We start from the raw sequence: 23,140 nt of genomic DNA on the forward strand, positions 1-23,140 counted from the left end.
TCTGCGGGTGCAGTATGTCTAAATTTCGACTCTCGATGCTTCAACCTGCCCTATTTTCTTATTCTTGAAGAGGTCTATTGAGCCACGCCGCATCGCGTTTACACCCTAAATCCCTCGCCCAATCTTGGGATGAGGGCGGCTCGGGATCGAGACTGAGGCCGCCGAGGACCAGTCTAGAAAGCGAAACGACAACGTGTAAAATCCCCTGACCCAGCGGCGTAAAGGCCATAACTCATGGATGGTGGCATCCACGGGCGCGCGCCGGGGGCAGAGGGGGCCGCCTCGGAGGGGGATCGTGATCTCGGCCACGGGGGACTTCCGCACCAACTATTCGACCTTGCGCGAAGGAATCCTTCCCGCAGGCATCAACGAGTGGCACAGCCACAAACTTTTGTGGCATTCTGCGCTCTACTGCACCAGGTCAATGGCCATAGCGCTTGAGAACTTTGGGTTGTGAAGTTTGCCGATCGCAGCCGTTAAGATAGTTGAAGTTAATAATTGTCCCGGAGCACTCTATTTAAATGACATCCGCGATCGCCGACCATTCGTTTCAATCTGCTTTGGCAGTGCCGACCGTACGGCGATTGGCTAACGGACTCACCATTATTGCCCAACAGACGCCGACGGATGCCGTCAACCTGAGTCTGTGGTTGCGGGTGGGCTCCGCTGTCGAGTCAGACAGCATTAATGGCATGGCTCACTATCTGGAGCACATGATCTTTAAGGGCACGGAGCAACTGCCCGCAGGCGAGTTTGAGCGGCGCATCGAAGCGCGAGGTGGGGTCGCCAATGCCGCTACCAGTCAGGACTATACCCATTTTTATTTCACCAGTGCGCCGCCAGATTTTGCCACCCTCGCACCGCTACAAATCGAGCTGGTGCTGAATCCGCGCTTAGCCTCACCGGAATTTGAGCGAGAGCGATCGGTGATCTTAGAAGAAATTGCCCGCGCTAACGACAATCCCCGGCGGCGCATCTTTGCCCGCTCGATGGCCATGACGTTTGACCGCTTGCCCTATCGTCGTCCCGTGTTAGGCCCGGCGGCGGTGGTCGAGTCTTTGACCGCGCCGCAAATGCGCGACTTTCATCACTATTGGTATCGGCCCGAACGGATTACCGCCGTCGCCGTCGGCAACTTGCCGGCGGAAGAACTGATTCAAACCGTGGCGGCAGGCTTTGAGCAGGCGTTGGCCCAGGGTCATCGTCCGGACGCCAACCGCAACCCCGCCACCCAGGTCACCCGCTCCGCACCGGAAGCGCCGTTTGCATCCATCCAGCGCCATCACTATACGGATGCGGCTTTGCAGCAGGCGCGGTTAGTGCTGAGCTGGCGGGTGCCGGGGCTCACCGATGTCGAGCAAACCAATGCGTTGGATGTGTTGACTTCGATTTTGGCTCGGGGGCGGTTGTCTCGCCTCGTCCGCGATCTGCGGGAGCAGCGGCAGCTTGTCACTAGCATCGCCGCCAGCAATATGTCTTACTGGCAGCAGGGGGTCTTTACGATTGCCGCGAGCCTGCCCACGGAAAATATTGAGGCAGTGGAAGCGGCGATCGCCACCCACCTCCAGCGGTTACAGGAGTCGCCCGTGACCCCGGCAGAGCTGCAACGGGTGCAAACCCAAGTAGCGAACCGCTACGTCTTTGGCAGCGAAAGCCCCAGCGATCTGGCAGGGCTCTATGGGTACTACCAAACCCTGACGGGGCAGTTGCACCATGCCGTGCATTACCCCCAAGAGATTCAACGTTTGACGCCCCAAGATATTCAGACGGCAGCGCAAACTTATCTCTCGACTCAGGCTTATGGCGCGTTGCAAATCTTGCCGGAGTCTGACGCTGCTGTAGAGATAACTAAGCTCCGCTAGACAATTGTTCGTCGCGAGAGATGACTTAGCAGTAACTGACATGGCTCGCTGCGCTAAAAGTGTTTACTCTGTCCAGGAGAAGATGAAATTGTTTGTTATCAGAAATCTTCATCTTCGTCGATGGGCTGAATGTCTTGCTGCACAAAATCTTGCCAAACAGCCAAAATTTCTGCACTCGCTTGGGCTTCTGCCAGGGCTGCGGTGACAGAACCAGAATCTTGCTTGAGTTCGGGAAAGGTCAGCAAGAGCATCGCAATATCACGCCAGTGAGTTCCGGCTTTGGGTTTGCCTCGTCGCTGGTGAAAGGCAATCACTTTTTGAGCAATGAGCGCAGCGGGAGACAGAATCAAGACATTTTCGATGCGATCGGCAGCGGGTAATTTTTCAACGCTGCGGATATCAACCAAATGACGATTTCCTGTTTTCTGGAGCTGATAAACTCGATAACCCAGACCTGCCTTTACCTCCCTCACCCTCACCGCAATTTGAAACTGCTGCGACAGCAGCGATCGCACGTCTTCCGCCAGCGCCGCTCCATCGATGGTGAGTAAGTCGACCTCTTGAGTCATGCGTGGTTCGCTCACCCAGGCGTTAACCGCTTGTGCGCCAAAGATGACCACATCATCGCGGTTTTGCAAAAACTCAAACACCGCCGCCTGAATCGTTGCCAGTGGCAAGGTTTCACCCATGGCAAACTCCTGAAATGTCAGAACACCCGCATTTAGCATAAGCTGTTGTGTCTCTCGCCATCAGTAGGCTAATAAGCCTTATCCTATCGATATTATCGGCTACCCATTCACCCAGCGACCCTCTCACTTTTCAATCAGCCCCAACTGCTGCTTCAACGCCTCCGGCACCCCAATCGCACTCTCCAACCCCTTCACCCCCTCCCAATTCGTCTCTTCGCTCCATAGAACAGTTCCAAATTCATTTGAGAAACGAGCTCCTGAAAAGTTAGCATTCCTCAAATCTGCAAACGACAAGTTAGCACTCGAAAGATTCGATTTCTCTAAATTTGCTCTGCTTAAATTTGCACCACTCAAGTCGGATTTCACCATATTTGCTGAGTCAAAGCTCGCATCACAAAGATTGGCATCACTCAGATTGATGTCTTCTAAGATGGCCCACGAAAATTTAGCATTTTGCAGTTCTGAATTACTGAGGTCAGCGCTCCTTAAATATGCATCAAAAAAACTAACACCTGTAAGATCCAGTCCTTTTAGAGAGATGTTCCTTAGAAAGCAACCGCTGAGATCAGAGTATCGAGCATGAGGACCTATGTATTCGGAAAAGAAATTTACACCTAAACAACAACTGATTCCAACAATCTTTAATAAGCGGTGTGGATTGGTATGTATGAATCCTTGTATCTTGTCAATTCTCCGACATGGATGAAAAGATACGCCCGAATAGCGGTCTAGTTCCCATAGTAAAATCATTGCATTGATGCCAGCGTAGACATCAACTTGTAGTTGACCGAGTTCAAGTTGTTCGGGTGCATGTTGCCTAAGAAGGCGCATTTTCTGTTGAGGCAAGTTCTCAGGGGGAGCATCGATAAATTCGCCGTCGCTCCAGCGCCAGTAAAAATCGTGGAGGCGTTGATGCAGTTTTTCGGCTTCAAATTCCGGGTGTTTGGTAAGTAGGGCAGTGAGGTATTCGACGATTTCCGGGGTGAGGACGTGGCAGCCCAGCAGGTCGTACATCGTCCAGCAAAAAGCCGGGTCGTCGATGTCGTATTCGCGATTGCGTCCAGGTTGGCAGATATCAATGAGGCTGTTGACGATACGTTCGGCACAAAGAAATTCGCCAAAGCTTTTGTGGACAAACTCGATCGAGCCTTCCCCCTGTCGGCCTTCTTGCAGATAAAACGCAGCAAGGGCATTTCGGAGAGGCGTATCATCCGTTTTTAAGCGCTTTTGAGCTTCTTCGAGGAAGACTTTAGCGGTGCTGTCCTGGCTCAAGCGATCTTCGATCGCGCCGATACTGGCAAACTCCATCCCCGACTGCACCACACATAGCCCCGCTTCCTGCAAGATGCGGCGGAGTCCTGAAATCTCAATCTCTGTCAAATCCTGATTGAGCCATTCGGGCCGCTGCTTGGTGAGTACCCACTCCAGCGTGCGTTCGTAAATTAAGACTTTGGCCTGGGCTCCCTCGGCTCCTGCAAACATATCTAGCCGCAGTTCGCCGTCGCGGTGCATCGCAGCCAGCAAATAGAGCAGTAGCGGCTCCCGTGCCAGCTCTCTCACCCGCTCCGGTAAGCGCTCATCCTGCAAGATAGCCATTAGGTGAGATTTGTCTTGCCCAATCAGATCACCCCAGAGATCGAACCACTGAAGCTGTAACTCATCATCCATCGGTTGGATTTCAATGCGGGCAAGATTGCTCGGCATGCGGCTTTCAATGGATTGCAACGCCAACGTTCGCCCTGTAATCAGCACCCGATGGTTTTTCTCAGAGTTACGCGCACACTGCTCTTGAAAGCGTCCGATCTGAGCCAAGAAGTGATCGAGGCCGCCGCTGGTGCGCCCTTCCATTAACAGCTCGTCAAAACCATCGAGAATGAACAGGAAATTGACATTGCGATCCGTGAGCCAGCCGGAGTCGGTTTTGGCGAAGTCGCGATCCACCGCTTTCGCCAGCGTTTCTTCAAAGTCACGGGACAGCACTGACACATCCCGCAGGCGAATCAAGATGGGAGTCCAGCGGGGATGTTCGTGGCGACGTACCCAATCGGCAAACATGCGACAAAAGACGCTCTTGCCGCGACCTGGCCCACCCTGCACAAACATGACGCGACTTTTTTGCTCGTCGTCATGGAGCATTTGCCGTGCCCACTGCTCTAATACGATGGGGGCTTGCGACTCATCGATCTCACCTGCGCCAGTGAGAGGCTGAGCCTTTAAGGGCACATAGATATCTTTGAAGGCGAACGGTTCGGCAAAAACTGGTTCGTGAGGGCGCGGCGCGATCGCCTCTGCCAAGTACGTGTCGATGCTCAGGTATTTTTCAAAATCGGCATCGCCGCCGATGCGATACCACTCCACAATGCGCTGGACGGGGGCGTCGGCATCCGCGATCGCCGCTCGCATGTGACGGTTTGTGTTTTGCGAGACCATTTCTGCAATCTTTTTCGCCGCCTCTAGCTTTGCCCCGAGATGTACCAATCGAGCGATCAAGGCCCGGTTAAAGGAGATCGCCAAAGCGGACTGATGGAAATGCAGTAAGGCGAAGCGGGCCTCGCGATCGCTCAGTTCAAAGTCACCCAGCGCTTTGACTTCTGGCGTGAGGTCTTTGGCTCGTGCCCGTTTGTCGGCTGCTGCCAGCCATTTCTGCACTTTAGGCTGATGCTGTACAAAATCCTTGAAGCTCTCTAAATACGCTGCTTGGCTCATGAGCGCCACGCTCTGCGATAAAGTTGGCTCCTGTTTGGTCTTCTCCAGATAAACCTTCAGCAATCCTGTGGCGATGGGCACAAATGGTAAACCAGCCCCGACGATGTTGCCCAATGGCGAGTTCAGCACGTCCAGCAGCGAGTCTAATTGAGTGACGAGTGGGGCAAGTTGCTGTACGTTCGGACCGTCACTTTGCAGCGCTTCCGCCAATCCGAGTACAGCATCGGCGGCATCTTTGCTCTCCTCTACTGTGTCCAGCGACACCAGTTCCTGAATATCAGTGTTCAAAAACTTCCAGAGACGACTCGCCATAGGACACCGCAACCAAACTTTTTCCAAAGCTTAGCCCAACTCCCAGGTTTACCTTCTGCGACTCCTCTATGAAGAACGGAGCGTTGCTTCTCCTCAAAACGTTCATGCCAACCCCTAACCGAATATTCACATCACGGCATCTCAGTGAGGGTTACACGGTTAGCAGCCAATCAGTCAAACCCTAAACATTCTGCCGGGAGAAGTACTCCAAGCATTCAGAGAGAGCTGTAATTGATTTGCCTAGAACTTACCTGATGGTCTGGCGGAACTCGTCGAGGGCCGCTTGCTGAGCCGTTTGCTGCTGAATCTGTTGAGCCAGAGAATTGCAGACGAGTTCGCACAGGTCAAACACAAACGGGTTGGCAATCTGATAAAAGACGCAGACGCCCTGTTGCTCACGAGTAACGATGCCCGCCTGCGCCAAAATTTTGAGGTGCTTTGAAACGTTGGCTTGTCCCAATCCGGTCAGTTCAATAATTTCCGAAACATTTTTTGGGCCGTTGCGCAACCGACAGACAATTTGCAGGCGGCTAGATTCGGACAAAACCTTGAAAAATTCTGCCACTAATTGCAGTGCCGCCGGTGAGAGTTTTGACAACATGCAGTCGTCTTCACAATCACCCACAACAGAAGCGTGCTGATTCATGACCTGCGGAGTTGTGACCATCTGGCAGAGTTCCTAAAACGTATGCAACAGCAGAGCTTAACCGTGAACGTTAATCATTGATTAAGCGTAGCACACTCTATAACTAGGGAGTTGTATTGATTGCTGCACCGCCGAAGATTAGTCGGATTGATTATCCTTTCAGCCCGCTGCCAGATTCGGTGGGGACGATGTAGCGCTGCATCACCACAAAGAAAATCAACACGGGCAAAATTGAAATTACCGAACCAGCGGCAATTAAACGCCAGTCTAACGAGAAGCTACCGGCTAACTTAGCCACACCGAGAGGCAGGGTGTAATATTCGGGGCGATCGAGCAAAATTAGGGGCCACAAAAAGTCGCTCCACGCGCCAATAAAGACAAAAATGGCTAAGGTCACCAGCGCCGGACGGGTGGCAGAAATCATCACGTTCCACCAGATGCCCAGTTCTGAGCAACCATCGATCCGGGCGGCTTCTTCTAACTCTTTGGGCACCCCGAGAAAGGCTTGACGCATGAGAAAAATACCAAAGGCTGAAGCAATGAACGGAAAAATCAAGCCGAGATAGGTGTTACGTAAGCCGAGCTGCACGGCCAACACATAGAGCGGGATCATGACAATTTGAAAGGGGATCAAAATGGTCGCCACGATCAGCGCAAATAGAAACTGTCGTCCCTTAAACTTCAGCCGGGCAAGGGGATAAGCTGCCAGAGAACAGAACAGCAGATTGAGCCCAACGGTCAACACCGCCACGATGATGCTGTTGACAAAGTATTGCCCGAAGGGGTTTTGTTGCCAAACGGTGATGAAGTTGTTGAGCGTGGGGGCGGCGGGAATGAATTGGGGCGGGAAGGCGAAGATATTCTCTTCGGGAGACTTGAAGGCGGTGCTCACGAGCCAGAGTAGCGGCAACAGCATTGCCAGGGCGATCGCACTTAAGACGCCATAGGTGACCGTCACCTGCACCCAAGATGCCTGTTTTAGTCGCTCCATGAGTGGTTTGGCTGGGGTGACACTCATGATTTCACCCCAACTGTAACGTTTGCATGAGCCAGAATCCGGCAAAGGCTTCCGTATCCGGATTCGCTTGCACGGCTAAAAAGTGCACTTGATTCGCCTGTTGTTTCGCCGTCTCGAAATTTTCAGCTTCCTTTCGCAGGTCTGGTGAATTAAGCGTGGCAATTACCCAACTATCCGCGCTGCCAGTTTCCAAAATCAGTCGCGGTGTTTTGCCTGCTTCGACGCGCAGTTCACTGACTTCCAACCCCGACAACCAACCGGCCATGGGTTGAGCGCGGGAAGAAAAAATCACCAGTCCCGGCACCATCGTGTCGTCAGCGACTCCGGCCAGTTGGGGAGAAAAGGCCTCGCCAAAATCAATCGGCCATTCTGACATATCGGCAAAGTCTTTGGCGGGCAACGAGACCAGCGCCCACTGCTGACCGATCAAGGCATCGGGCAGCGGTTTCGGCGCGGGCGGCGGTGCCCCCACAGTCGGCGAGGGTTTATCGGTGTAGCCGGGTTCGGTGGGATAGACCTCGCGCTGTCGATAGTCCATCCACTGGTGCAGGGCCAGAGTGCGGCGGCTCGGTTGCGCGGCGATCCCCAAGTCCTCACAGGCACGGGTGATCATGTTTTGCATCGCAAATCGAAAGAAGCGAATGCGGCTGGGAGGCTCGGGGGCTTGGGCGATCGCTTCTGCGATCGCCTGTTTCAGCTCAATGGAATTAACTTCAGTATTAGCCACATACTTGCTAAAACGAAAGAGGCTGTCAGGGTTTGCCTCAACGGTCTGTAACCCTTCGCTAATCAGCACTTCCCAGCGCTTTTTATTATTCTCATCCAACAATGGACGTGAGTAAAAATCTAGTTCCCAAACGGTACCCATAGGTATTTTTTAAGCCTGATACGGTAAATCGCTGCTAGTCCAAGACACCGAGACTTTCATGGATGGCAACCGCGCGGCCCCAGTCGCTCGGCCACTCCAGCCACGCTATGCTACGGCAGCGACTATGTCCTGGCGACATCCTGGTCAATGGTTGCTGCTCAGACCGTTGCTTATAGCTCACTGTTGGCTAGCATTTTGCCGACGTTTTGCAAGCGGTTGTCAATGTCTGACATTACGGTATCAAATTCTTTGAGCAGTTCTCCGGGATACTTTTCCAACACTTTCGTGGAGAGGGAAATGCGACCCCGTTGTTCATCCAAGCTGACAATAATGGCTTGAATGTCTTGGCCTGCTTTTAAGAGGTTGGGCAGGGAATCGACGTAATTCTGGCTGATTTGGTTGATGTGCAGCAGGCCTGTGACCCCGTCAAAGCTGACAAATGCGCCGTAGGGCTTCAGACTGGCGACCTTACCTTGCACCAGTTGCCCCACTTCCAAAGTGGACATGGCCTGCGATCGCGCCGCCTGCCGCTGGGAAAGTACCAGTTTGTTGTTTTCTTGATTGACTTCCAAAAAGCCGACGGACAGGGTGGTACCCACCAGAGCATCCAAGTCTTCGGACTGGGCCAGGTGCGATCGCGGAATAAATCCCCGCAGTCCTTCCACATCCACGATGACGCCGCCTTTGTTCGTGCCCGTCACTTTGACATCCAGGATGTCTTTGTTGGCTTCTCTTTGGGTGAGGCGCTCCCACACCTGTTGCACCATCAAGCGGCGCAGCGATAAAACCACTCGTCCATCTTTATCCTGATCGCGAATAATCAGAAACTCGAATTCGTCTCCTAAGGGCAGGGTTTCTTCCAGACTCTCGATCCGCTCTAGGGAAGCTTCCTTGAGGGGTAAAAAGGCATCGGATTTGCCGCCAATTTCCACCATGGCTCCCTCCGAACCGTGACCAATCACCGTGCCCTTAACCGTGCTGCCAGTTTGGAAGGTGTAGTCGTGGTCGGCTAAGGCGCGGGCGAAATCTTCAGTCGAAAAGGTCAAGGTCGAGCCTCCCCAGGTTGCAGCAAAAATTCGGTTTTCCAATCATAGCAACCGATTTGCCGGGTATACCATTCGCAACATTCCGACAAAGACGGGCCGCTGGTCGTGGTCAGGGCCAATAGGGGGCTAATCACAGCGATAGACCGATGTGGGCTAGCAGCGATCGCCCCCAACGATTGAGCTGCCGCGCGGCTTGGATGTGGGGTTCATCGGGCACGATGGGGATGATGTCGGCGGGTTGCCCCAGGTTGCAGAGGGCGATCGCGCGGTTGGCGGCTTCCAGGCCCGTCACGTAGGCTTTTTCCTGTGACCAAGAGCCGTGGCGGGTCACAATCCAGTCGCCGCTCATGAATACGTTTTGGAAGCTGGTCTGTCCCGGTAGCAGGTACCGATAGCTGCCGGGGGCAAAATGCGTCACCCCCTGGGGAATGCGAATCACGCTGTGATCAACAATCTGCGCCTCGCCAAAGTCAGGCAGACAGCCCGCCAAATTTTCCTGCACCAGCGGCAACACTTCCTCATCATCGAGATGGAGAAACTGATTGGCGTGGTAGTAATCGACTTCCACCACGCTGCCCGGCTCGTCGCGATATTCGTCGTGGAGGGCATTCAGATCAAAGAACGTCCACCCGGTCGTTTGGTGGAAGCCAAAGCAGGCGTTGGACGGGAGGGGTATCTCGATTTTGCGATCAAACCAGAGGCGCGTGGCGAGCACGTCCACTGCGCCCAAATTTTGCACATCGCGAAACTCTTCACGACGACGCAGCGCCGGACTGCTGGCGACAATTTTTTTCAGCCCCGTGATCCCCACCGAGAAAATCACCGCATCGGCTTCAAAGACTTCATCGCCGCAGACGACTCCCGTAAGGCGATCGCCCTCCCCTTCAATCACATCCGTAACCCGGTGATTCGCGAGAATTTGGCCCCCCGCTTGTTCAATGGCTTGCGTCCACGGGCGAAAGATTTGCTCGCCTACGGTGCCCCGGCACCAGCGCACGTCAAAGTCCGGCTGGTGGGCCAGGATGAAGTAATAGAGCATCCCCAAGGTGGCGGCAGCGGAGCACTGCTCACCAGGGGCAAATAGCCCTACCAGCAGCATCGGTTCAAATGCCTCTTTGTACAGCCGTTCCGACACGCCAAATTGGCGGAAGAGTTCCCGCGCGGAGAGGCGATCGTAGCGCTGCCAAGCGGCATCCGAGTTGTCGAAATCGATCAACGAGTACAGCAGCGGCAGGGCCGAGAGGCGATCGCTCAACGGTAACCGCTTGAAGTCGGTATACACAAACGTGCCTAGCGGGCTCGGCAAGTACGGCTCCATCTGAAACAGCGGCGATTCGACCTCTAACCCGTGAGGCGAATATTGACTAGAACGGGTATAAGGCGTGAAGGGCTGAATGCCCAACGCGTCCACCAGACCAAAAATATTGCGGTAGGGATACCAAAAGCCGTGGATACCCGCCTCGACCGAGCGCCCTTGCTCCGTTTGCCAACCGGCGACCAAGCCACCCGGATAACTGCCCGCTTCTAATAACGTGACGGCATACCCCTGCTTGGCGAGGTGATAAGCCGCGCCTAACCCGGCCCAGCCTGCACCGACGACAACGACGCGCGGCGACTGATCAGTCTGAGTCTCCATAACCTTAATGAGTGATCCCTATGCTGATGATGTTTCAGTCTTCAGCGTAGGGTAATTTCAGCTCTCTGAGGCTTCCGCTGAGGAGTTGTCCTTGGCGGTGGATTTTTTGCTTGTGGTCTTTTTCGCCGTGGTCGTTTTTGCCCCGGTTGATTTGGAGGCCGCTGCTCGCTTCGTGGTCGAAGCCTGCCGCGTGGTGGTTTTCTTGGCGGTGGATTTCTTGGCGGTGGACTTTTTCGCCGTCGTTTTCTTCGTAGTGGACTTCTTAGCGGTGGACTTCTTGCTCGTTGTTTTCTTCTTCGTGCCCGCCTTCGCCGTGATGAGGGCGATCGCCTCTTCTAACGTGATGTCTTTTTCCGTCTTCCCGTCTGGCAAGCCCGCGTTGGTCTTGCCATGCTTGACGTACAGGCCGTAGGGGCCTTTGTAGACCGCAATTAGTTCATCATCATCGGGGTGTTTGCCCAGCTCCTTCAACGGTTCAGCTTTGCGGCGTCCCCGTCCGGCTTTCGGCTGCGACAGCAGCTCCATGGCCCGTTCAAAGGTCACAGTGAGTACGTCGTCGTCGGCCTTGAGCGATCGATAATCTTTACCGTCTTTGCCCTGGTCATGCACGACATAAGGCCCAAACCGCCCCAAACTCGCCTTGATGGGCTTACCCGTTTCGGGATGGGGGCCGAGCAGCCGGGGCAACGCTAGTAGCCCCACCGCCATCTCCATCGTCGCGTCTTCGGGCTTTTTGCCTTTAGGCAACGAAGCCCGCTTGGGTTTAGGACGTTCCTCTGTGGCGTCCCCGAGTTGCACATAGGGGCCGTATGCTCCGATCAAAATGTAAATCGGCTCGCCCGTTTCTGGGTGAAAACCCAGTTTTTCCGGCCCTTCCCGCTTTTGCTTTAAGAGCAGTTCAACTTGGTCAGCATCCAAATCAGCGGGCGACACATCAATCGGCACCGAGGCCTTAACCGGGCCGTTTTCGTCTTCGGTTTCGACGTAGGGGCCGTAGCGACCGATGCGCACTTTTGCGACCAACCCTTCCAGGACAACGGTTCGTGCTTCCGCCGGGTCGATCTGACTTTCCTGCTCATGGACTTGAGTTTCCAGTCCCTCATCGCCCCCATAGAAATCTTTCAGGTAAGGGAGCCACTCAGCTGCGCCGGTCGAAATGTGGTCAAGGGTTTGCTCCATACGGGCCGTAAAGCCGACATCGACCAAATCTGGGAAGTGACTGGATAAGAGATCGGTGACCGCAAACGCCGTAAAGGTGGGGGTCAGGCTGCTGCCATTGGCTGTGACGTAGCCGCGATCGATGATGGTGCCAATGACGCTGGCGTAGGTGCTGGGGCGACCAATGCCTTCGCTTTCCAGCGTTTTGACCAAAGTCGCCTCGGTGTAACGCGCGGGCGGCTGGGTTTCGTGACCCACTGCTTCCAGTTCATTACAGTTCACCGCATCGCCGACAGCCAGTCGAGGCAGCAACACTTCCTGGTTTTCGATCGCCGCATCAGGGTCATCCGACCCTTCCACATAGGCGCGAAAGAAACCGGGAAAATCAATGCGCTTGCCACTCGCGCGGAAAGTGGCGTTATCCACCTCAATCTGCACGGTGATATTGGTCTGTCGCGCCTCCGCCATTTGGGTGGCAACGGTACGCTTCCAGATCAGATCATAGAGCGATAACTCGCGACCGCTGAGCCCCGTTTCCTGCGGGGTGCGGAAGGTCTGACCCGAAGGCCGAATCGCTTCGTGGGCTTCCTGCGCTGACTTACTCTTGGTGGCATATTGCCGCGTCTTGGGGCTGAGGTATTCTGTGCCGTATTTACGCTCGACACAGTTGCGAGCCGCCGCGATCGCCTGCTGCGACAAATGCACCGAGTCGGTACGCATATAGGTGATGTAACCCTGCTCATACAGGCTTTGGGCCACACGCATCGTATCGCGGGCCGAGAGCCGCAGCTTGCGGTTAGACTCCTGCTGCAAGGTAGAGGTCGTAAAGGGGGGGGATGGCTTCCGGGTCGAGGGCCGCTCTTCTAAATTGGCAACCGTCCAAGCGCCCGCCTGTAATCGAGTCTGGAGCGCGTTGGCTTCGCCTTCATTCAGCAACACTACATCGCGACCCGCCGCAATTTGCCCGGTGTTTTCGTCAAAGTCACTACCTGTGGCGAGGCGTTTGCCATCCAGCGTAATCAGCTTGGCTTCAAAGGATTCGCTGTCTTTGAGCAGCTGAGCTTTCAGATCCCAATAAGACCCACGGCGGAAAGCCCGACGCGCCCGTTCCCGTTCCACCAACAATTTGACGGCGACAGACTGCACCCGCCCCGCTGACAGGCCCCAAGCAATTTTCTTCCACAGCAGTGGCGATAGGGTGTAGCCCACTAAGCGATCGAGAATGCGGCGCGTCTCTTGCGCTCGCACCAACTGATCATCTATGTCGCGGCAGTTACCCAGTGCCGCTTGAATCGCCTCCTCGGTAATCTCATGAAACACCATGCGCTTGATGGGCACCTTCGGTTTCAACACCTGCAACAAGTGCCAGCTAATGCTTTCGCCCTCGCGGTCTTCGTCCGTCGCTAGAACCAATTCATCAGCATTTTTGAGGGCATCTTTGAGGATTTTGACGATCTTCTTCTTGTCCGAAGGCACCACGTACAAAGGTTCAAAGTCAGCATCAGGATTCACCCCAAGCTGTGCCCACTTTTCCCCTTTGACCGAGGCCGGAATCTCGCTCGCCGATCGCGGCAAATCTCTCACATGCCCCATCGACGCCTCAACCCGATACCCGCTGGGCAAATAGTTTCGGATCGTTTTGGCTTTGGTCGGGGACTCAACAATGACGAGGGTGGACATAAATTGATCGGGATAATTTAAGAGTCTTGGATTTCGTGACGTTAGCGAATAAATTGCGCTAGCAGAAAGGATTGTTAACTAAGATTTCAAGTTTTGCTGCTTTGATGTCTCTGCAAGCAACTTCCTGTCCACTCCTAGCACATCATCTCGGCGATCGCTAAATTGACCCTAGCGCATTTATCTCGGAGAGTACCCAAATTAATTGGCGGCTTGACCATCTGTGCCATAAAGACCATCTGCGCCATAAAACAGAAGCAGCCAAAGTTAGCAATCTCGTGGCAAGGGCATCACAGCACCGCAGGAGGGTTCACTTTCGACTCGCTAATCAGGCTGATAGGCAGAATTCATCGCCCTAGGAGTATCCCTAAACCGGAGTACGCAGGGTAAGATGCCAGTGGAAAGTTAAAGATCGGCGATCGCTGACTTCCCTGAATCCCTGCGGTTCAGCAGCGGTAGCATTGATCAAGTGGACGTCGTTAGCGCTGGAGCAGTTGACCGGATGGATTTTACGAATCTTGCCTCCCAGTTGAATGCAGGCATCATTCTGCCAGAAGGCATCGTAGTGGCCACACTCCTGGTGGTTTTAGTCGGTGATCTGATTGCAGGCCGGGCTTCGACCCGTTGGACGCCTTATGCCACGATGGCGGGCCTCTCCTTAGCGATCGTGGCGCTGATTTATCAGTGGGATACGGCAACTCCTCTGAGCTTTTTAGGCAGCTTTATGGGCGATGATCTCAGCATTGTCTTTCGAGGCATCATCGTCTTATCCGCGATCGCCACAGTGCCCATGTCCATTCGTTACATCGAGCAATCAGGCACGTCACTTGCAGAATTTTTGGTCATTATGATGACCGCGACCCTGGGCGGCATGTTTTTGTCCGGGGCCAACGACCTGGTCACGATCTTTGTGGCGCTAGAGACCCTCAGTATCTCGTCCTATTTATTAACCGGCTACATGAAGCGCGACCCGCGCTCTAACGAGGCCGCCCTGAAGTATTTGCTCATTGGTGCGGCCAGTTCAGCGATCTTCCTCTACGGCATGTCGCTGCTTTACGGCTTGTCTGGCGGCAAGATGAAATTGCTAGAAATTTCCCAGAGCTTTGTGGCGGCGGATAGCGACGCGCCGATTGGGATCATCGTCGCCTTGGTCTTTGTGATTGCGGGGATCGCGTTCAAGATTGCCGCTGTCCCTTTCCACCAGTGGACTCCAGACGTTTACGAGGGTTCCCCAACCCCGGTGGTGGCCTTTCTCTCGGTGGGCTCTAAGACCGCTGGTTTCGCTTTGGCGATCCGGCTCCTGGTTGCGGTATTTCCTGTAGTTTCCGAACAATGGCATTTTGTATTCACGGCTCTGGCGATCCTCAGCATGGTGCTGGGTAACGTCGTGGCCCTGGCCCAAACCAGCATGAAGCGCCTGCTGGCCTACTCTTCCATTGCCCAGGCTGGCTTTTTGATGATTGGCCTGGTGGTTGGCACCGAAGCCGGCTACTCCAGCATGATTTTTTACCTGCTGATTTACTTATTCATGAACTTGGGCGGCTTTACCTGCGTGATTCTCTTTTCCTTGAGAACCGGCACCGACCAAATCAGCGAATACAGCGGTTTATATCAAAAAGATCCGCTGCTGACGTTGTGCCTAAGCATCTGCTTGCTATCGCTCGGAGGCATTCCACCACTGGCAGGCTTCTTTGGTAAGCTCTACATTTTCTGGGCCGGTTGGCAAGCGGGAGCCTATGGTTTGGTCTTAGTCGGTTTAGTGACCAGCGTCATCTCGATCTATTACTACATCCGGGTGGTCAAGATGATGGTCGTTAAGGAACCCCAAGAAATGTCAGATGCCATTTCCAACTATCCAGAGGTGCGTTGGGATTTACCGGGTCTGCGCCCTCTGCAAGTGAGCCTGATTTTGGCCGTTGTGGCAACGTCGCTAGCAGGCATTCTCTCCAACCCCTTGTTCACCCTGGCAAACAATTCGGTTAGCCATACGCCACTATTGCAGGCGGCGATCGACCAACAGCAGGCACCAAAGGCCGTCGTGCCGCCTGTGGCGACCATCGCGCCAGCTGTCACCTCGGTGGCGCAACGATAGGTCTGACAAGTCCGAGTTTAGGATGAGAGTGACCTGCGATTATCAATAGTCGCAGGTCACGTCAATGGAACAAGTGATTGCGCTGAGCTGGTGTCACTTTCTCATCAAATCTCTATCTTAAAATGGGAATTCTTAGGCCCTAAGCGTTTCTCCGATGCTAGGGCGCGTCATCAATTAATTCCAGAGACCTGGTGGGATAAGCATTACCGCGCCCGCACTCCTGAAATCAACTAGGGCCTGTAGTCCTTTTGCCGCAAGGCTTTGATGACTAAGTGATGACAGGCCCTAGGGATTCAGGAGTTAAATACGAAATTTTCCTGCTGTGTGGTTCGGGGGGACGACGGATAAAGTTGTAAGCGGCTACGGTGACTTTATTGACAGAGCAACCTTAGCCTAAGGGTCAGCCAACCTGCGATCGCTAAACGCCGATCACGTACTTTTTCCACTCAGCGTGGGTACCGCTTTTGACCTGGCGAGTCACCTCAAAGTAGAGACTGCTGTGGGGACGTCGGGGGGGATTGCGCAGCGGCATTGAGGCTTCGCGAGGTGTACGATTCCCCTTTTTGACATTGCAGCGCACACAAGCGGTCACGATGTTGTCCCACTTGTCACCGCCGCCCCGCGATCGCGGTACGACGTGGTCCAAGGTCAGGCCATCCCCTGACAGCCCACAATATTGACACGTATGATCATCCCGTTGCAGAATATTGCGGCGAGTTAGCGGAATTTCCTTGTAAGGTACCCGGACGTAGTTCCGCAAGCGAATCACTGTGGGTAGTGGGATTTCTGGATAAATGAATCTGCCATTGTGCTCCACCTGCTCAGCCTTGCCCTTGATGACAAGCACGATCGCTCGACGCCAACTGGTGATGTTGAGCGGTTCATAAGAGGCGTTGAGCACTAGAACCTTACTCATTGGTGATTGTCTGAAGAATATTGCACCGATGGTAGCACAGGTATTTCTTTCAGGTGAAATCCGGCGATCGCCCACCCCGTCGGGGCCTTGAGGATACATCCAGACCGCCAGCAGAGGGCCGTCACGACCGACTTATTGGCTACTGGGTTCCGGTTTGGCCTTGCTTTTCGCCGTCCGACTCAGGGTCTGCCAGAGCATAATGCTGCCGGTGACTAGCATCCATAACAACCCGAGACCGTTGAATAACACGTAAATCGGTTCCAGAATGGGGCCTAGATACTCGCCCTCGTGGAGCATCATCAGGAAATGGACTTGGTCGCGAGACAGCCCAAACCAATCCTTAGAAAGGCGGTAGACGACTCCCGTGGTCACCGTGATGAACAGGGGCAACAGGACAATGGGGGCCACTGTACGATGCAAATAGCGGATAAGTGAGCGAAATTTCATGGCTTAGGGCGACTGGCAGCAATCAATGGGGACGGCAAAAAAAACATCGACAGGTTCGTCAGCTGTGCCACAACCTTTTGGTTACGGTTACGCCATGGCAACGTCAACAATCGTGGTCACGACTAGATACTTCATAATCTTCTCATTTTTGAAGATAAAATATTGTGACAGCAATTGCAGACACCTGGTGCGATAACTCTCAATGATGGAAGATGTGAGCTTCAAGATGTGGGTTTTGGCCCCTGGGCATTGGCAATATTTGCTGATTAATGCGGCGATCGGCATTGGGATTGCCGCCGACGCTGTGATTGCCACCATTGGCCGCTTCAAGCGATTTGAAACCGTACGCGATGCGTTGTCTTGGGCGGCTGCGGTCGGCTTCACCCACACGGTTTTTCCCATGATTGGCCTAATTGGCTTGTGGTATGCCGCGAGCTCATTTCCGTCACTCAAGGCGGGCATTTACGGCGCTGGTTTCCTCGCCATGGTGTGGTTTATCAATGATGTGGTGCGCGACATTGCAGGTCTCGATAATGATGACGACGAGGACGAGACCGACGACAATGATTTTTTCTATCAGTTTTTAGCCAAACATTCGCGCTTTTGGGCGGCGGTTTGGGCGGTATCGATTGACGCGTTGGTGACTGGCCCTGGCAAAACGGCAGCCACGGCTCAGTGGAGCCAGGCACAAGTGCTGGGTAGCTTTCCGCTGGTGGGCTTGGTAGTGTTTGGCTTGGTGATGTTGAGTGCTTGGCCCGCGATCGCCCTGCGACGGTATTGGCAAGACCAAAAATTCGACAATCCGCGAGGGCTGGCCCGCTTCACAGCGGTGGGGTCTTGGGTAGAACTCAGCATTTTCATGTACTTTGCCTATCTAGCCATCTCAGAAATGATTTTGGCGCTGGGCGTAGAACCAATCATTAGCGAATTCTGGATTGCGGGGATGTTCGCGATCTCGACAATTTCTTTGCTGTTAGTTACCCTCGGCGATCGCGTCTGGGCCACTCAACTGCAAGAAGCCACTGATTTGCTGCAGCTTTAGGGCGGCTGAAATGTCGTGATGACTCGCCCCAGGTGTCGGTCTGTTCTAACAGATCCAGCGAAGAAAGCTATCCTCAGCAGGAATTTAGTCAGGATTTGTCTATGAGTGATTTGCTCTGGCAGCAGTCCACAAACGCTGCTGCTTTACAAGATCACTAACTGGCCTGTGGCGTTGTGTTGCACCCCGTCACCCCCAATTGGCAGGCCTGGTTTTCTCTCTACGGGACTGACATCACCGGCATTTTTGTCAGCAAAGACGACGATCGCGCCCAGGCTGCACAGCAAGTTTTTCTGGCTGAACTGCGATCGGGGGGATGGGTTGATCGCGATCCGGCCAAAGCCTTCATGGCCGAGCTCCAACACTGTGATGATAGTGAACTCATCGATCCCCTACCGCAACGCAGCTTAGAAACATTGGCGCAGCAAATTCTTCGGCAAACTTTAGCGGATACGCCCGCCGTTGAATAAGCCACGGCAATGGTGAACATCGCTCATTCATTGATGTTGGCACGACCCAATTACCTGGACAACATCACCGAAGAATTTATCATTCTGTAATGGCATATTCTGCGCTGAAAGTTTCCCCAGCCTTGCAGGGGGCAGGGGTTGCCACCCTGCATTTTCTCTGGAGTAACTGTGAATCGGATGATCCCCTTAGCTGCCTGCGGAAACAAAAATCCCTGCGGCTTCCCGCTGGGGATCTATAAATGGGTGCAGGCTTTGCGATATGATAATCCTCGTTTAGGAAATCTTACCTATTGAGTCTTTTGAGTGCACAGAGGGTAAAACGCAGTGATTAGAGTAGCAATTAATGGTTTCGGGCGGATTGGTCGTAACTTTCTGCGTTGTTGGTTGACTCGTGACGACAGTCAGCTCGACGTAGTGGCGATTAACGACACGTCTGATCCCCAAACAAATTCCCATCTATTGAAATATGATTCAATGCTGGGTCGCTTGGATGCAGATGTTCAAGCTGGCGAAGATACGTTGATTGTCAACGGCAAAACGATTAAGTGCTGCTCTGACCGTAATCCCAACAACCTGCCTTGGAAAGCCTGGGACATCGATCTCGTCATTGAGTCGACCGGAGTGTTTCGCAGTGCCGAAGGGGCCGGTCGTCACATTGAAGCCGGTGCACAGAAAGTTCTCATTACGGCTCCTGGTAAGGGCAGCGGTATTGGTACCTTCGTGATGGGCGTGAATCACGAAGATTATGACCCCAGTGAGTTTGACGTGGTGAGTAACGCCAGTTGTACCACTAACTGCCTCGCGCCCGTGGTCAAAGCTCTGCACGAGAGTTTTGGCATCATCAAAGGCACGATGACCACGACCCACAGCTATACCGGCGACCAGCGCTTATTAGATGCCAGCCACCGCGACCTGCGTCGGGCACGCGCCGCTGCGCTGAACATTGTGCCTACCACCACAGGGGCCGCTGAGGCCGTTGCAAAGGTCTATCCCGCAGTGGCGGGTAAGCTCAACGGCATTGCACTGCGAGTGCCGACTCCTAACGTTTCCGTTGTTGACTTTGTGGCGCAGATCGAGAAGCCCGCGATCGCCCAGCAAATCAACGACGCTATGAAAGCCGCCGCTGAGGGGCACCTCAAGGGCATTCTTGGCTACAGCGACCTACCTTTGGTGTCCATTGACTATCGCAAGTCGAACGAGTCTTCGATCGTGGATTCCAGCCTGACGATTGTCCTGGGTGGTGATCTCGTCAAGATCGTTGCTTGGTATGACAATGAATGGGGCTACAGTCAGCGAGTGGTTGACCTGGCTGAGCTGTTAGCTCAAAAGTGGAGCTAGGACTGGTCGCGACCTCGCGATAGTTCACCCATTGAAGGTACGAATATGTAAAAGAATGCGGTGCTGGGTCTGCCAGCACCGCATTCTTGGTTGATGTGTTAATTGTCACGGTCGGGTGCCCTGCTATCCATTGCAGCTGCGCTGTGCGGCGATCGCCCTTGACTCTGCCAGTGCCCCCGCTGCTCTGGTGTACCTCTTGCAGACAGCATCCATGAGGGTTCAGGGCTGATGTCACTGGGCTAACTGGTACAAGACCAAACGACTGATGGATGAGGAAACCAAGTGAGTTATTTGCGCAGCTACCGGAGCTTTTGTTTGATGAACGCCAGAATCTTCCCGGTCTGAGCCTTCAGTTGGGCAACCTCGCCTTCCAGTTTGGCGACTTTTGCCTTTAGCGCGGCCACCTCACCCGCGTCTCCACCAGTTGCTGCGGGAGCCGCTGCCGTTGCCATTGCGGCTTTAGGTCTCGGCTTCCGGGCTTTCGTCATAGCCTTTTTGATGGCTTCAATCAGCTCTTTTTGCTCAAATGGCTTTTGAATAAACTCAAAAAACTCGAACGGTTCCGTAATTTTCTCGGTGACTTCTTCTTTACGTCCCGACATCAGCACCAGTGGAATATGCTGCAACTCCGGCTGGGCTTGAATCTCTTGGAAGACTTCCCAGCCACTCTTGCGAGGGAGCAAAAAGTCCAACATGATCAGATTTGGGCGCTGATCGCGAATCGCATCGAGTCCCTCGACGCCATCTTTGGCTTCTATGACTTCAAAGTTGCCCTGGGGCAACATATCTCGAACGCGCATACGAATTACGCGACTGTCATCGATTACCAAAATTTTGTGCGTTGCCACGGTTGACTCCTGTGCGGTAAAGATGCGGTTGGCTAGTCAATAACTCCAACACTAGCGCTTGCTCATACAACTGATTGCAACCATTACCATGCTTGCGGGTAACAATTGCTATCCTCTGATCCACAGGACTATCCATCGTGGAATCAGGAGGCCATGTACAGCAAATAGTAACGAAGTTTTTGATATCTAGAGTGAGAGATCGTGAAAATTTGTAGATGCCCGCCCGGAATCAGTTCTGGTCAGTGAGGCCGGTGCTAACTCGCCCGCTGCGCTTTGACATAATGAGATGCAGTGCGAGTCGGCCTTCATGCAGCAGCCAGCCAATGACGTTGTCCCGGGCTACCTGAATTCCCGTTCTCTAGAGTGCCCAATCCTGTCGTTGACTATCTTTTATGATGAGGGTGGCCTTGTTCAATATCATTGGGTCAGAAGTAGCTGACTGGAGGTTGCTGGGCTGGGCTAGACGAGGCCCTCTGCTTCAGCCTGTTCTAGCCGCGAGTCATGTCGCTGGCCCCAACAGTCGGCCTGTCGCCGTGCTGCGTTGATGTTTTCCAAAAAAGACTGCGCCTAATGACCTCTTCCACCCGTGACCTAATTAATTTGCCACCTTGGCTGCGTCCCTCTATCGGCAAGGCCAGTGAGCTTTCCACTGTGCAGCGCATTGTCAAACAGCGGGGCATCCACACGATTTGTGAAGAGGGGCGGTGTCCCAACCGGGGCGAGTGCTATAGCAACAAAACCGCCACCTTTTTGCTGATGGGGCCGAGTTGCACCCGTGCCTGTGCCTTTTGCCAGGTGGATAAAGGCCATGCTCCGATGCCCCTCGATCCGGATGAGCCGACTAAGGTCGCTGAGTCCGTTGCCCTGCTGGATTTGAAATATGTGGTGTTGACCTCGGTAGCGCGGGATGACCTGCCGGATAAAGGAGCGGGTTGGTTTGTGAAAACGATGCAGGCGATTCGCGATCGCACGCCGGACACCCAAATTGAAGTGCTGACCCCTGACTTTTGGGGCGGTGATCAGGCGGCTGCGCAGCAACGCCAGCGCGTTGAGACGGTGACTCAAGCCGCGCCCGCTTGTTATAACCACAATGTGGAGACTGTCCGCCGCTTGCAAGATCCGGTGCGGCGGGGGGGGCGATACGATCGCTCGCTGGCAGTCTTGCGTCATGTCAAAGCCAGCAATCCCACCATCCCTACTAAGTCCGGCCTGATGCTGGGGCATGGAGAAACCGAAGCGGAAATCATGGAAACGCTAGAGGATCTCCGCGCGGTGGACTGCGATCGCCTGACCCTGGGGCAATACATGCGTCCCTCGCTGGCTCACCTGCCGGTGCAAAAGTATTGGACACCCGCCGAATTTGAGCAATTAGGGGAGAGGGCGCGATCGCTGGGGTTTGCCCATGTTCGCTCGGGTCCTCTGGTGCGCAGTTCCTATCACGCTGGTGAGGCTCCTTAACGGGTTTAGTCAGCGATCATTTCTCATTACAATCACTACTACATTGCATTGCAGATTTGGAGATCCCCTGTGCCCACTTTAGGCGTCAACATTGACCACATTGCGACGATTCGGCAAGCCCGCCGCACCGTCGAGCCCGACCCCGTGGCGGCGGCGGTGCTGGCAGAACTCGCGGGAGCCGATGGCATTACTGTGCATCTCCGAGAAGATCGCCGGCACATTCAAGATCGAGATGTGCGCCTACTGCGGCAAACGGTGCGCACGCATCTCAATCTGGAGATGGCTGCCACTGCCGAAATGGTGGAGATTGCCCTCGATATCAAACCCGACTATGTGACCCTGGTGCCGGAAAAGCGTGAGGAAATCACCACTGAAGGTGGCCTGGACATCGCGGGGCAGTGCGATCGCATCACCCAAGTCGTCTCCACTCTGCAAGGCGCAGGCATCCCCGTTAGCCTATTTATCGACGCGGAGCCCGAGCAAATTGTGGCGTCGAAACAAACCACAGCGAAGTTTGTGGAGTTGCATACGGGACGCTACGCCGAGGCCCAGGGTGAAGCTGAACGAGCGGAGGAACTGAGCTATCTGACCGTGGGTACCCAAGAGGCGATCGCCGCTGGACTGCGGGTGAACGCGGGGCATGGCTTGACGTATCAAAATACGTATCCCGTCGCCTGTATTGAGGGCATGGAAGAGCTGAACATTGGCCATACCATCATCAGTCGGGCGGCCTTGGTCGGCATGGAGCGGGCCGTCCGTGAAATGAAGCAAGTCATGCGGGGCGATTATTGAGTCAGCACGCTGCTTTCCCTCACCCCCAATTCTTCTCCCAGCCTCGCTACTAAGTACACACAAGTCATGTTGTAGTAGGATGCTGCCAGAAAACATGGGGTCATCGAGATGGAGAATCCTAT

At 54.2% G+C, this 23,140-nt stretch carries 18 protein-coding genes; 7 read left to right on the plus strand and 11 right to left on the minus strand.

The window, feature by feature from the left end:
* Positions 1–521: 521 nt before the first annotated feature.
* Positions 522–1,862 (plus strand): pitrilysin family protein, encoded by a 1,341-nt coding sequence (locus tag JUK32_RS09105; RefSeq protein WP_204138544.1) that lies wholly within the window; start codon positions 522–524, stop codon positions 1,860–1,862.
* A 98-nt stretch (positions 1,863–1,960) separates the two neighbouring features.
* On the opposite strand, the gene JUK32_RS09110 is transcribed toward JUK32_RS09105, so the two are convergent.
* From JUK32_RS09110 to topA, 8 genes are all read right to left on the minus strand, one after another.
* Positions 1,961–2,551, minus strand: a complete 591-nt coding sequence (locus tag JUK32_RS09110) for a nucleotidyl transferase AbiEii/AbiGii toxin family protein (protein WP_239112481.1) — start codon at positions 2,549–2,551, stop codon at positions 1,961–1,963.
* Between the two features lie 123 nt (positions 2,552–2,674).
* Positions 2,675–5,569 (minus strand): pentapeptide repeat-containing protein, encoded by a 2,895-nt coding sequence (locus JUK32_RS09115; protein ID WP_204138546.1) that lies wholly within the window; start codon positions 5,567–5,569, stop codon positions 2,675–2,677.
* A 247-nt stretch (positions 5,570–5,816) separates the two neighbouring features.
* Positions 5,817–6,215, minus strand: a complete 399-nt coding sequence (locus JUK32_RS09120) for an ArsR/SmtB family transcription factor (protein ID WP_375541559.1) — start codon at positions 6,213–6,215, stop codon at positions 5,817–5,819.
* A 151-nt stretch (positions 6,216–6,366) separates the two neighbouring features.
* The gene (locus JUK32_RS09125) at positions 6,367–7,206 is read right to left on the minus strand and encodes a carbohydrate ABC transporter permease (protein WP_204138561.1); all 840 of its coding nucleotides are present in this window, start codon (positions 7,204–7,206) and stop codon (positions 6,367–6,369) included.
* 31 nt (positions 7,207–7,237) lie between these two features.
* Positions 7,238–8,101 carry a Tab2/Atab2 family RNA-binding protein gene (locus JUK32_RS09130; RefSeq protein WP_204138547.1) on the minus strand — a complete coding sequence of 288 codons (864 nt, stop codon included), beginning with the start codon at positions 8,099–8,101 and terminating at the stop codon, positions 7,238–7,240.
* A 170-nt stretch (positions 8,102–8,271) separates the two neighbouring features.
* A complete protein-coding gene (locus tag JUK32_RS09135; RefSeq protein ID WP_204138548.1) occupies positions 8,272–9,147 on the minus strand; it encodes a S1 RNA-binding domain-containing protein in 876 nt (291 codons plus the stop codon).
* Between the two features lie 130 nt (positions 9,148–9,277).
* Complete coding sequence (locus tag JUK32_RS09140) at positions 9,278–10,783, minus strand: FAD-dependent oxidoreductase (RefSeq protein WP_204138549.1); 1,506 nt, start codon at positions 10,781–10,783, stop codon at positions 9,278–9,280.
* 57 nt (positions 10,784–10,840) lie between these two features.
* Positions 10,841–13,621 carry a type I DNA topoisomerase gene (gene topA / locus JUK32_RS09145; RefSeq protein ID WP_204138550.1) on the minus strand — a complete coding sequence of 927 codons (2,781 nt, stop codon included), beginning with the start codon at positions 13,619–13,621 and terminating at the stop codon, positions 10,841–10,843.
* 499 nt (positions 13,622–14,120) lie between these two features.
* On the opposite strand from topA, the gene JUK32_RS09150 reads away from it, so the two are divergent.
* Entirely contained in the window at positions 14,121–15,710 is a 1,590-nt protein-coding gene (locus tag JUK32_RS09150) for an NAD(P)H-quinone oxidoreductase subunit N (RefSeq protein WP_204138551.1), read from the plus strand.
* Positions 15,711–16,128: 418 nt separating this feature from the next.
* Here the strand turns inward: JUK32_RS09150 and JUK32_RS09155 are convergent, their stop codons facing one another.
* Positions 16,129–16,626 carry an HNH endonuclease gene (locus tag JUK32_RS09155; RefSeq protein ID WP_204138552.1) on the minus strand — a complete coding sequence of 166 codons (498 nt, stop codon included), beginning with the start codon at positions 16,624–16,626 and terminating at the stop codon, positions 16,129–16,131.
* A gap of 132 nt (positions 16,627–16,758) precedes the next feature.
* Complete coding sequence (locus JUK32_RS09160) at positions 16,759–17,073, minus strand: PepSY domain-containing protein (protein ID WP_204138553.1); 315 nt, start codon at positions 17,071–17,073, stop codon at positions 16,759–16,761.
* Positions 17,074–17,299: 226 nt separating this feature from the next.
* Between JUK32_RS09160 and JUK32_RS09165 the strand changes: the two genes are divergently transcribed.
* The 3 genes from JUK32_RS09165 to JUK32_RS09175 all read left to right on the plus strand — a co-directional run bounded on the left by JUK32_RS09165 (position 17,300) and on the right by JUK32_RS09175 (position 19,920).
* A complete protein-coding gene (locus JUK32_RS09165; protein ID WP_204138554.1) occupies positions 17,300–18,115 on the plus strand; it encodes a hypothetical protein in 816 nt (271 codons plus the stop codon).
* Between the two features lie 173 nt (positions 18,116–18,288).
* Complete coding sequence (locus tag JUK32_RS09170; protein ID WP_204138555.1) at positions 18,289–18,582, plus strand: hypothetical protein; 294 nt, start codon at positions 18,289–18,291, stop codon at positions 18,580–18,582.
* Positions 18,583–18,906: 324 nt separating this feature from the next.
* A complete protein-coding gene (locus tag JUK32_RS09175; RefSeq protein ID WP_204138556.1) occupies positions 18,907–19,920 on the plus strand; it encodes a type I glyceraldehyde-3-phosphate dehydrogenase in 1,014 nt (337 codons plus the stop codon).
* Positions 19,921–20,219: 299 nt separating this feature from the next.
* Here JUK32_RS09175 and JUK32_RS09180 read toward each other — a convergent pair whose 3' ends face one another.
* Entirely contained in the window at positions 20,220–20,768 is a 549-nt protein-coding gene (locus JUK32_RS09180) for a response regulator (RefSeq protein ID WP_204138557.1), read from the minus strand.
* A gap of 570 nt (positions 20,769–21,338) precedes the next feature.
* On the opposite strand from JUK32_RS09180, the gene lipA reads away from it, so the two are divergent.
* Together lipA and JUK32_RS09190 are read left to right on the plus strand one after the other, a co-directional pair.
* The gene (gene lipA / locus JUK32_RS09185) at positions 21,339–22,226 is read left to right on the plus strand and encodes a lipoyl synthase (protein WP_204138558.1); all 888 of its coding nucleotides are present in this window, start codon (positions 21,339–21,341) and stop codon (positions 22,224–22,226) included.
* A gap of 69 nt (positions 22,227–22,295) precedes the next feature.
* A complete protein-coding gene (locus tag JUK32_RS09190) occupies positions 22,296–23,018 on the plus strand; it encodes a pyridoxine 5'-phosphate synthase (RefSeq protein WP_204138559.1) in 723 nt (240 codons plus the stop codon).
* The last annotated feature ends 122 nt before the right edge of the window (positions 23,019–23,140 follow it).

This window comes from Halomicronema sp. CCY15110 (genome assembly GCF_016888165.1).
In the GTDB taxonomy this organism is placed as follows: Bacteria; Cyanobacteriota; Cyanobacteriia; order Phormidesmidales; family Phormidesmidaceae; genus Halomicronema.

What these genes read in the sequence shown, in the direction of transcription:
- JUK32_RS09155 (WP_204138552.1), bottom strand. Translation starts at nt 16,626, where the DNA reads ATGAGTAAGGTTCTAGTGCTCAACGCCTCTTATGAACCGCTCAACATC.
- JUK32_RS09125 (WP_204138561.1), bottom strand. Translation starts at nt 7,206, where the DNA reads ATGGAGCGACTAAAACAGGCATCTTGGGTGCAGGTGACGGTCACCTAT.
- JUK32_RS09115 (WP_204138546.1), bottom strand. Translation starts at nt 5,569, where the DNA reads ATGGCGAGTCGTCTCTGGAAGTTTTTGAACACTGATATTCAGGAACTG.
- JUK32_RS09140 (WP_204138549.1), bottom strand. Translation starts at nt 10,783, where the DNA reads ATGGAGACTCAGACTGATCAGTCGCCGCGCGTCGTTGTCGTCGGTGCA.
- JUK32_RS09110 (WP_239112481.1), bottom strand. Translation starts at nt 2,551, where the DNA reads ATGGGTGAAACCTTGCCACTGGCAACGATTCAGGCGGCGGTGTTTGAG.
- JUK32_RS09150 (WP_204138551.1), top strand. Translation starts at nt 14,121, where the DNA reads ATGGATTTTACGAATCTTGCCTCCCAGTTGAATGCAGGCATCATTCTG.
- JUK32_RS09120 (WP_375541559.1), bottom strand. Translation starts at nt 6,215, where the DNA reads ATGAATCAGCACGCTTCTGTTGTGGGTGATTGTGAAGACGACTGCATG.
- JUK32_RS09130 (WP_204138547.1), bottom strand. Translation starts at nt 8,101, where the DNA reads ATGGGTACCGTTTGGGAACTAGATTTTTACTCACGTCCATTGTTGGAT.
- lipA (WP_204138558.1), top strand. Translation starts at nt 21,339, where the DNA reads ATGACCTCTTCCACCCGTGACCTAATTAATTTGCCACCTTGGCTGCGT.
- JUK32_RS09105 (WP_204138544.1), top strand. Translation starts at nt 522, where the DNA reads ATGACATCCGCGATCGCCGACCATTCGTTTCAATCTGCTTTGGCAGTG.
- topA (WP_204138550.1), bottom strand. Translation starts at nt 13,621, where the DNA reads ATGTCCACCCTCGTCATTGTTGAGTCCCCGACCAAAGCCAAAACGATC.
- JUK32_RS09160 (WP_204138553.1), bottom strand. Translation starts at nt 17,073, where the DNA reads ATGAAATTTCGCTCACTTATCCGCTATTTGCATCGTACAGTGGCCCCC.
- JUK32_RS09165 (WP_204138554.1), top strand. Translation starts at nt 17,300, where the DNA reads ATGTGGGTTTTGGCCCCTGGGCATTGGCAATATTTGCTGATTAATGCG.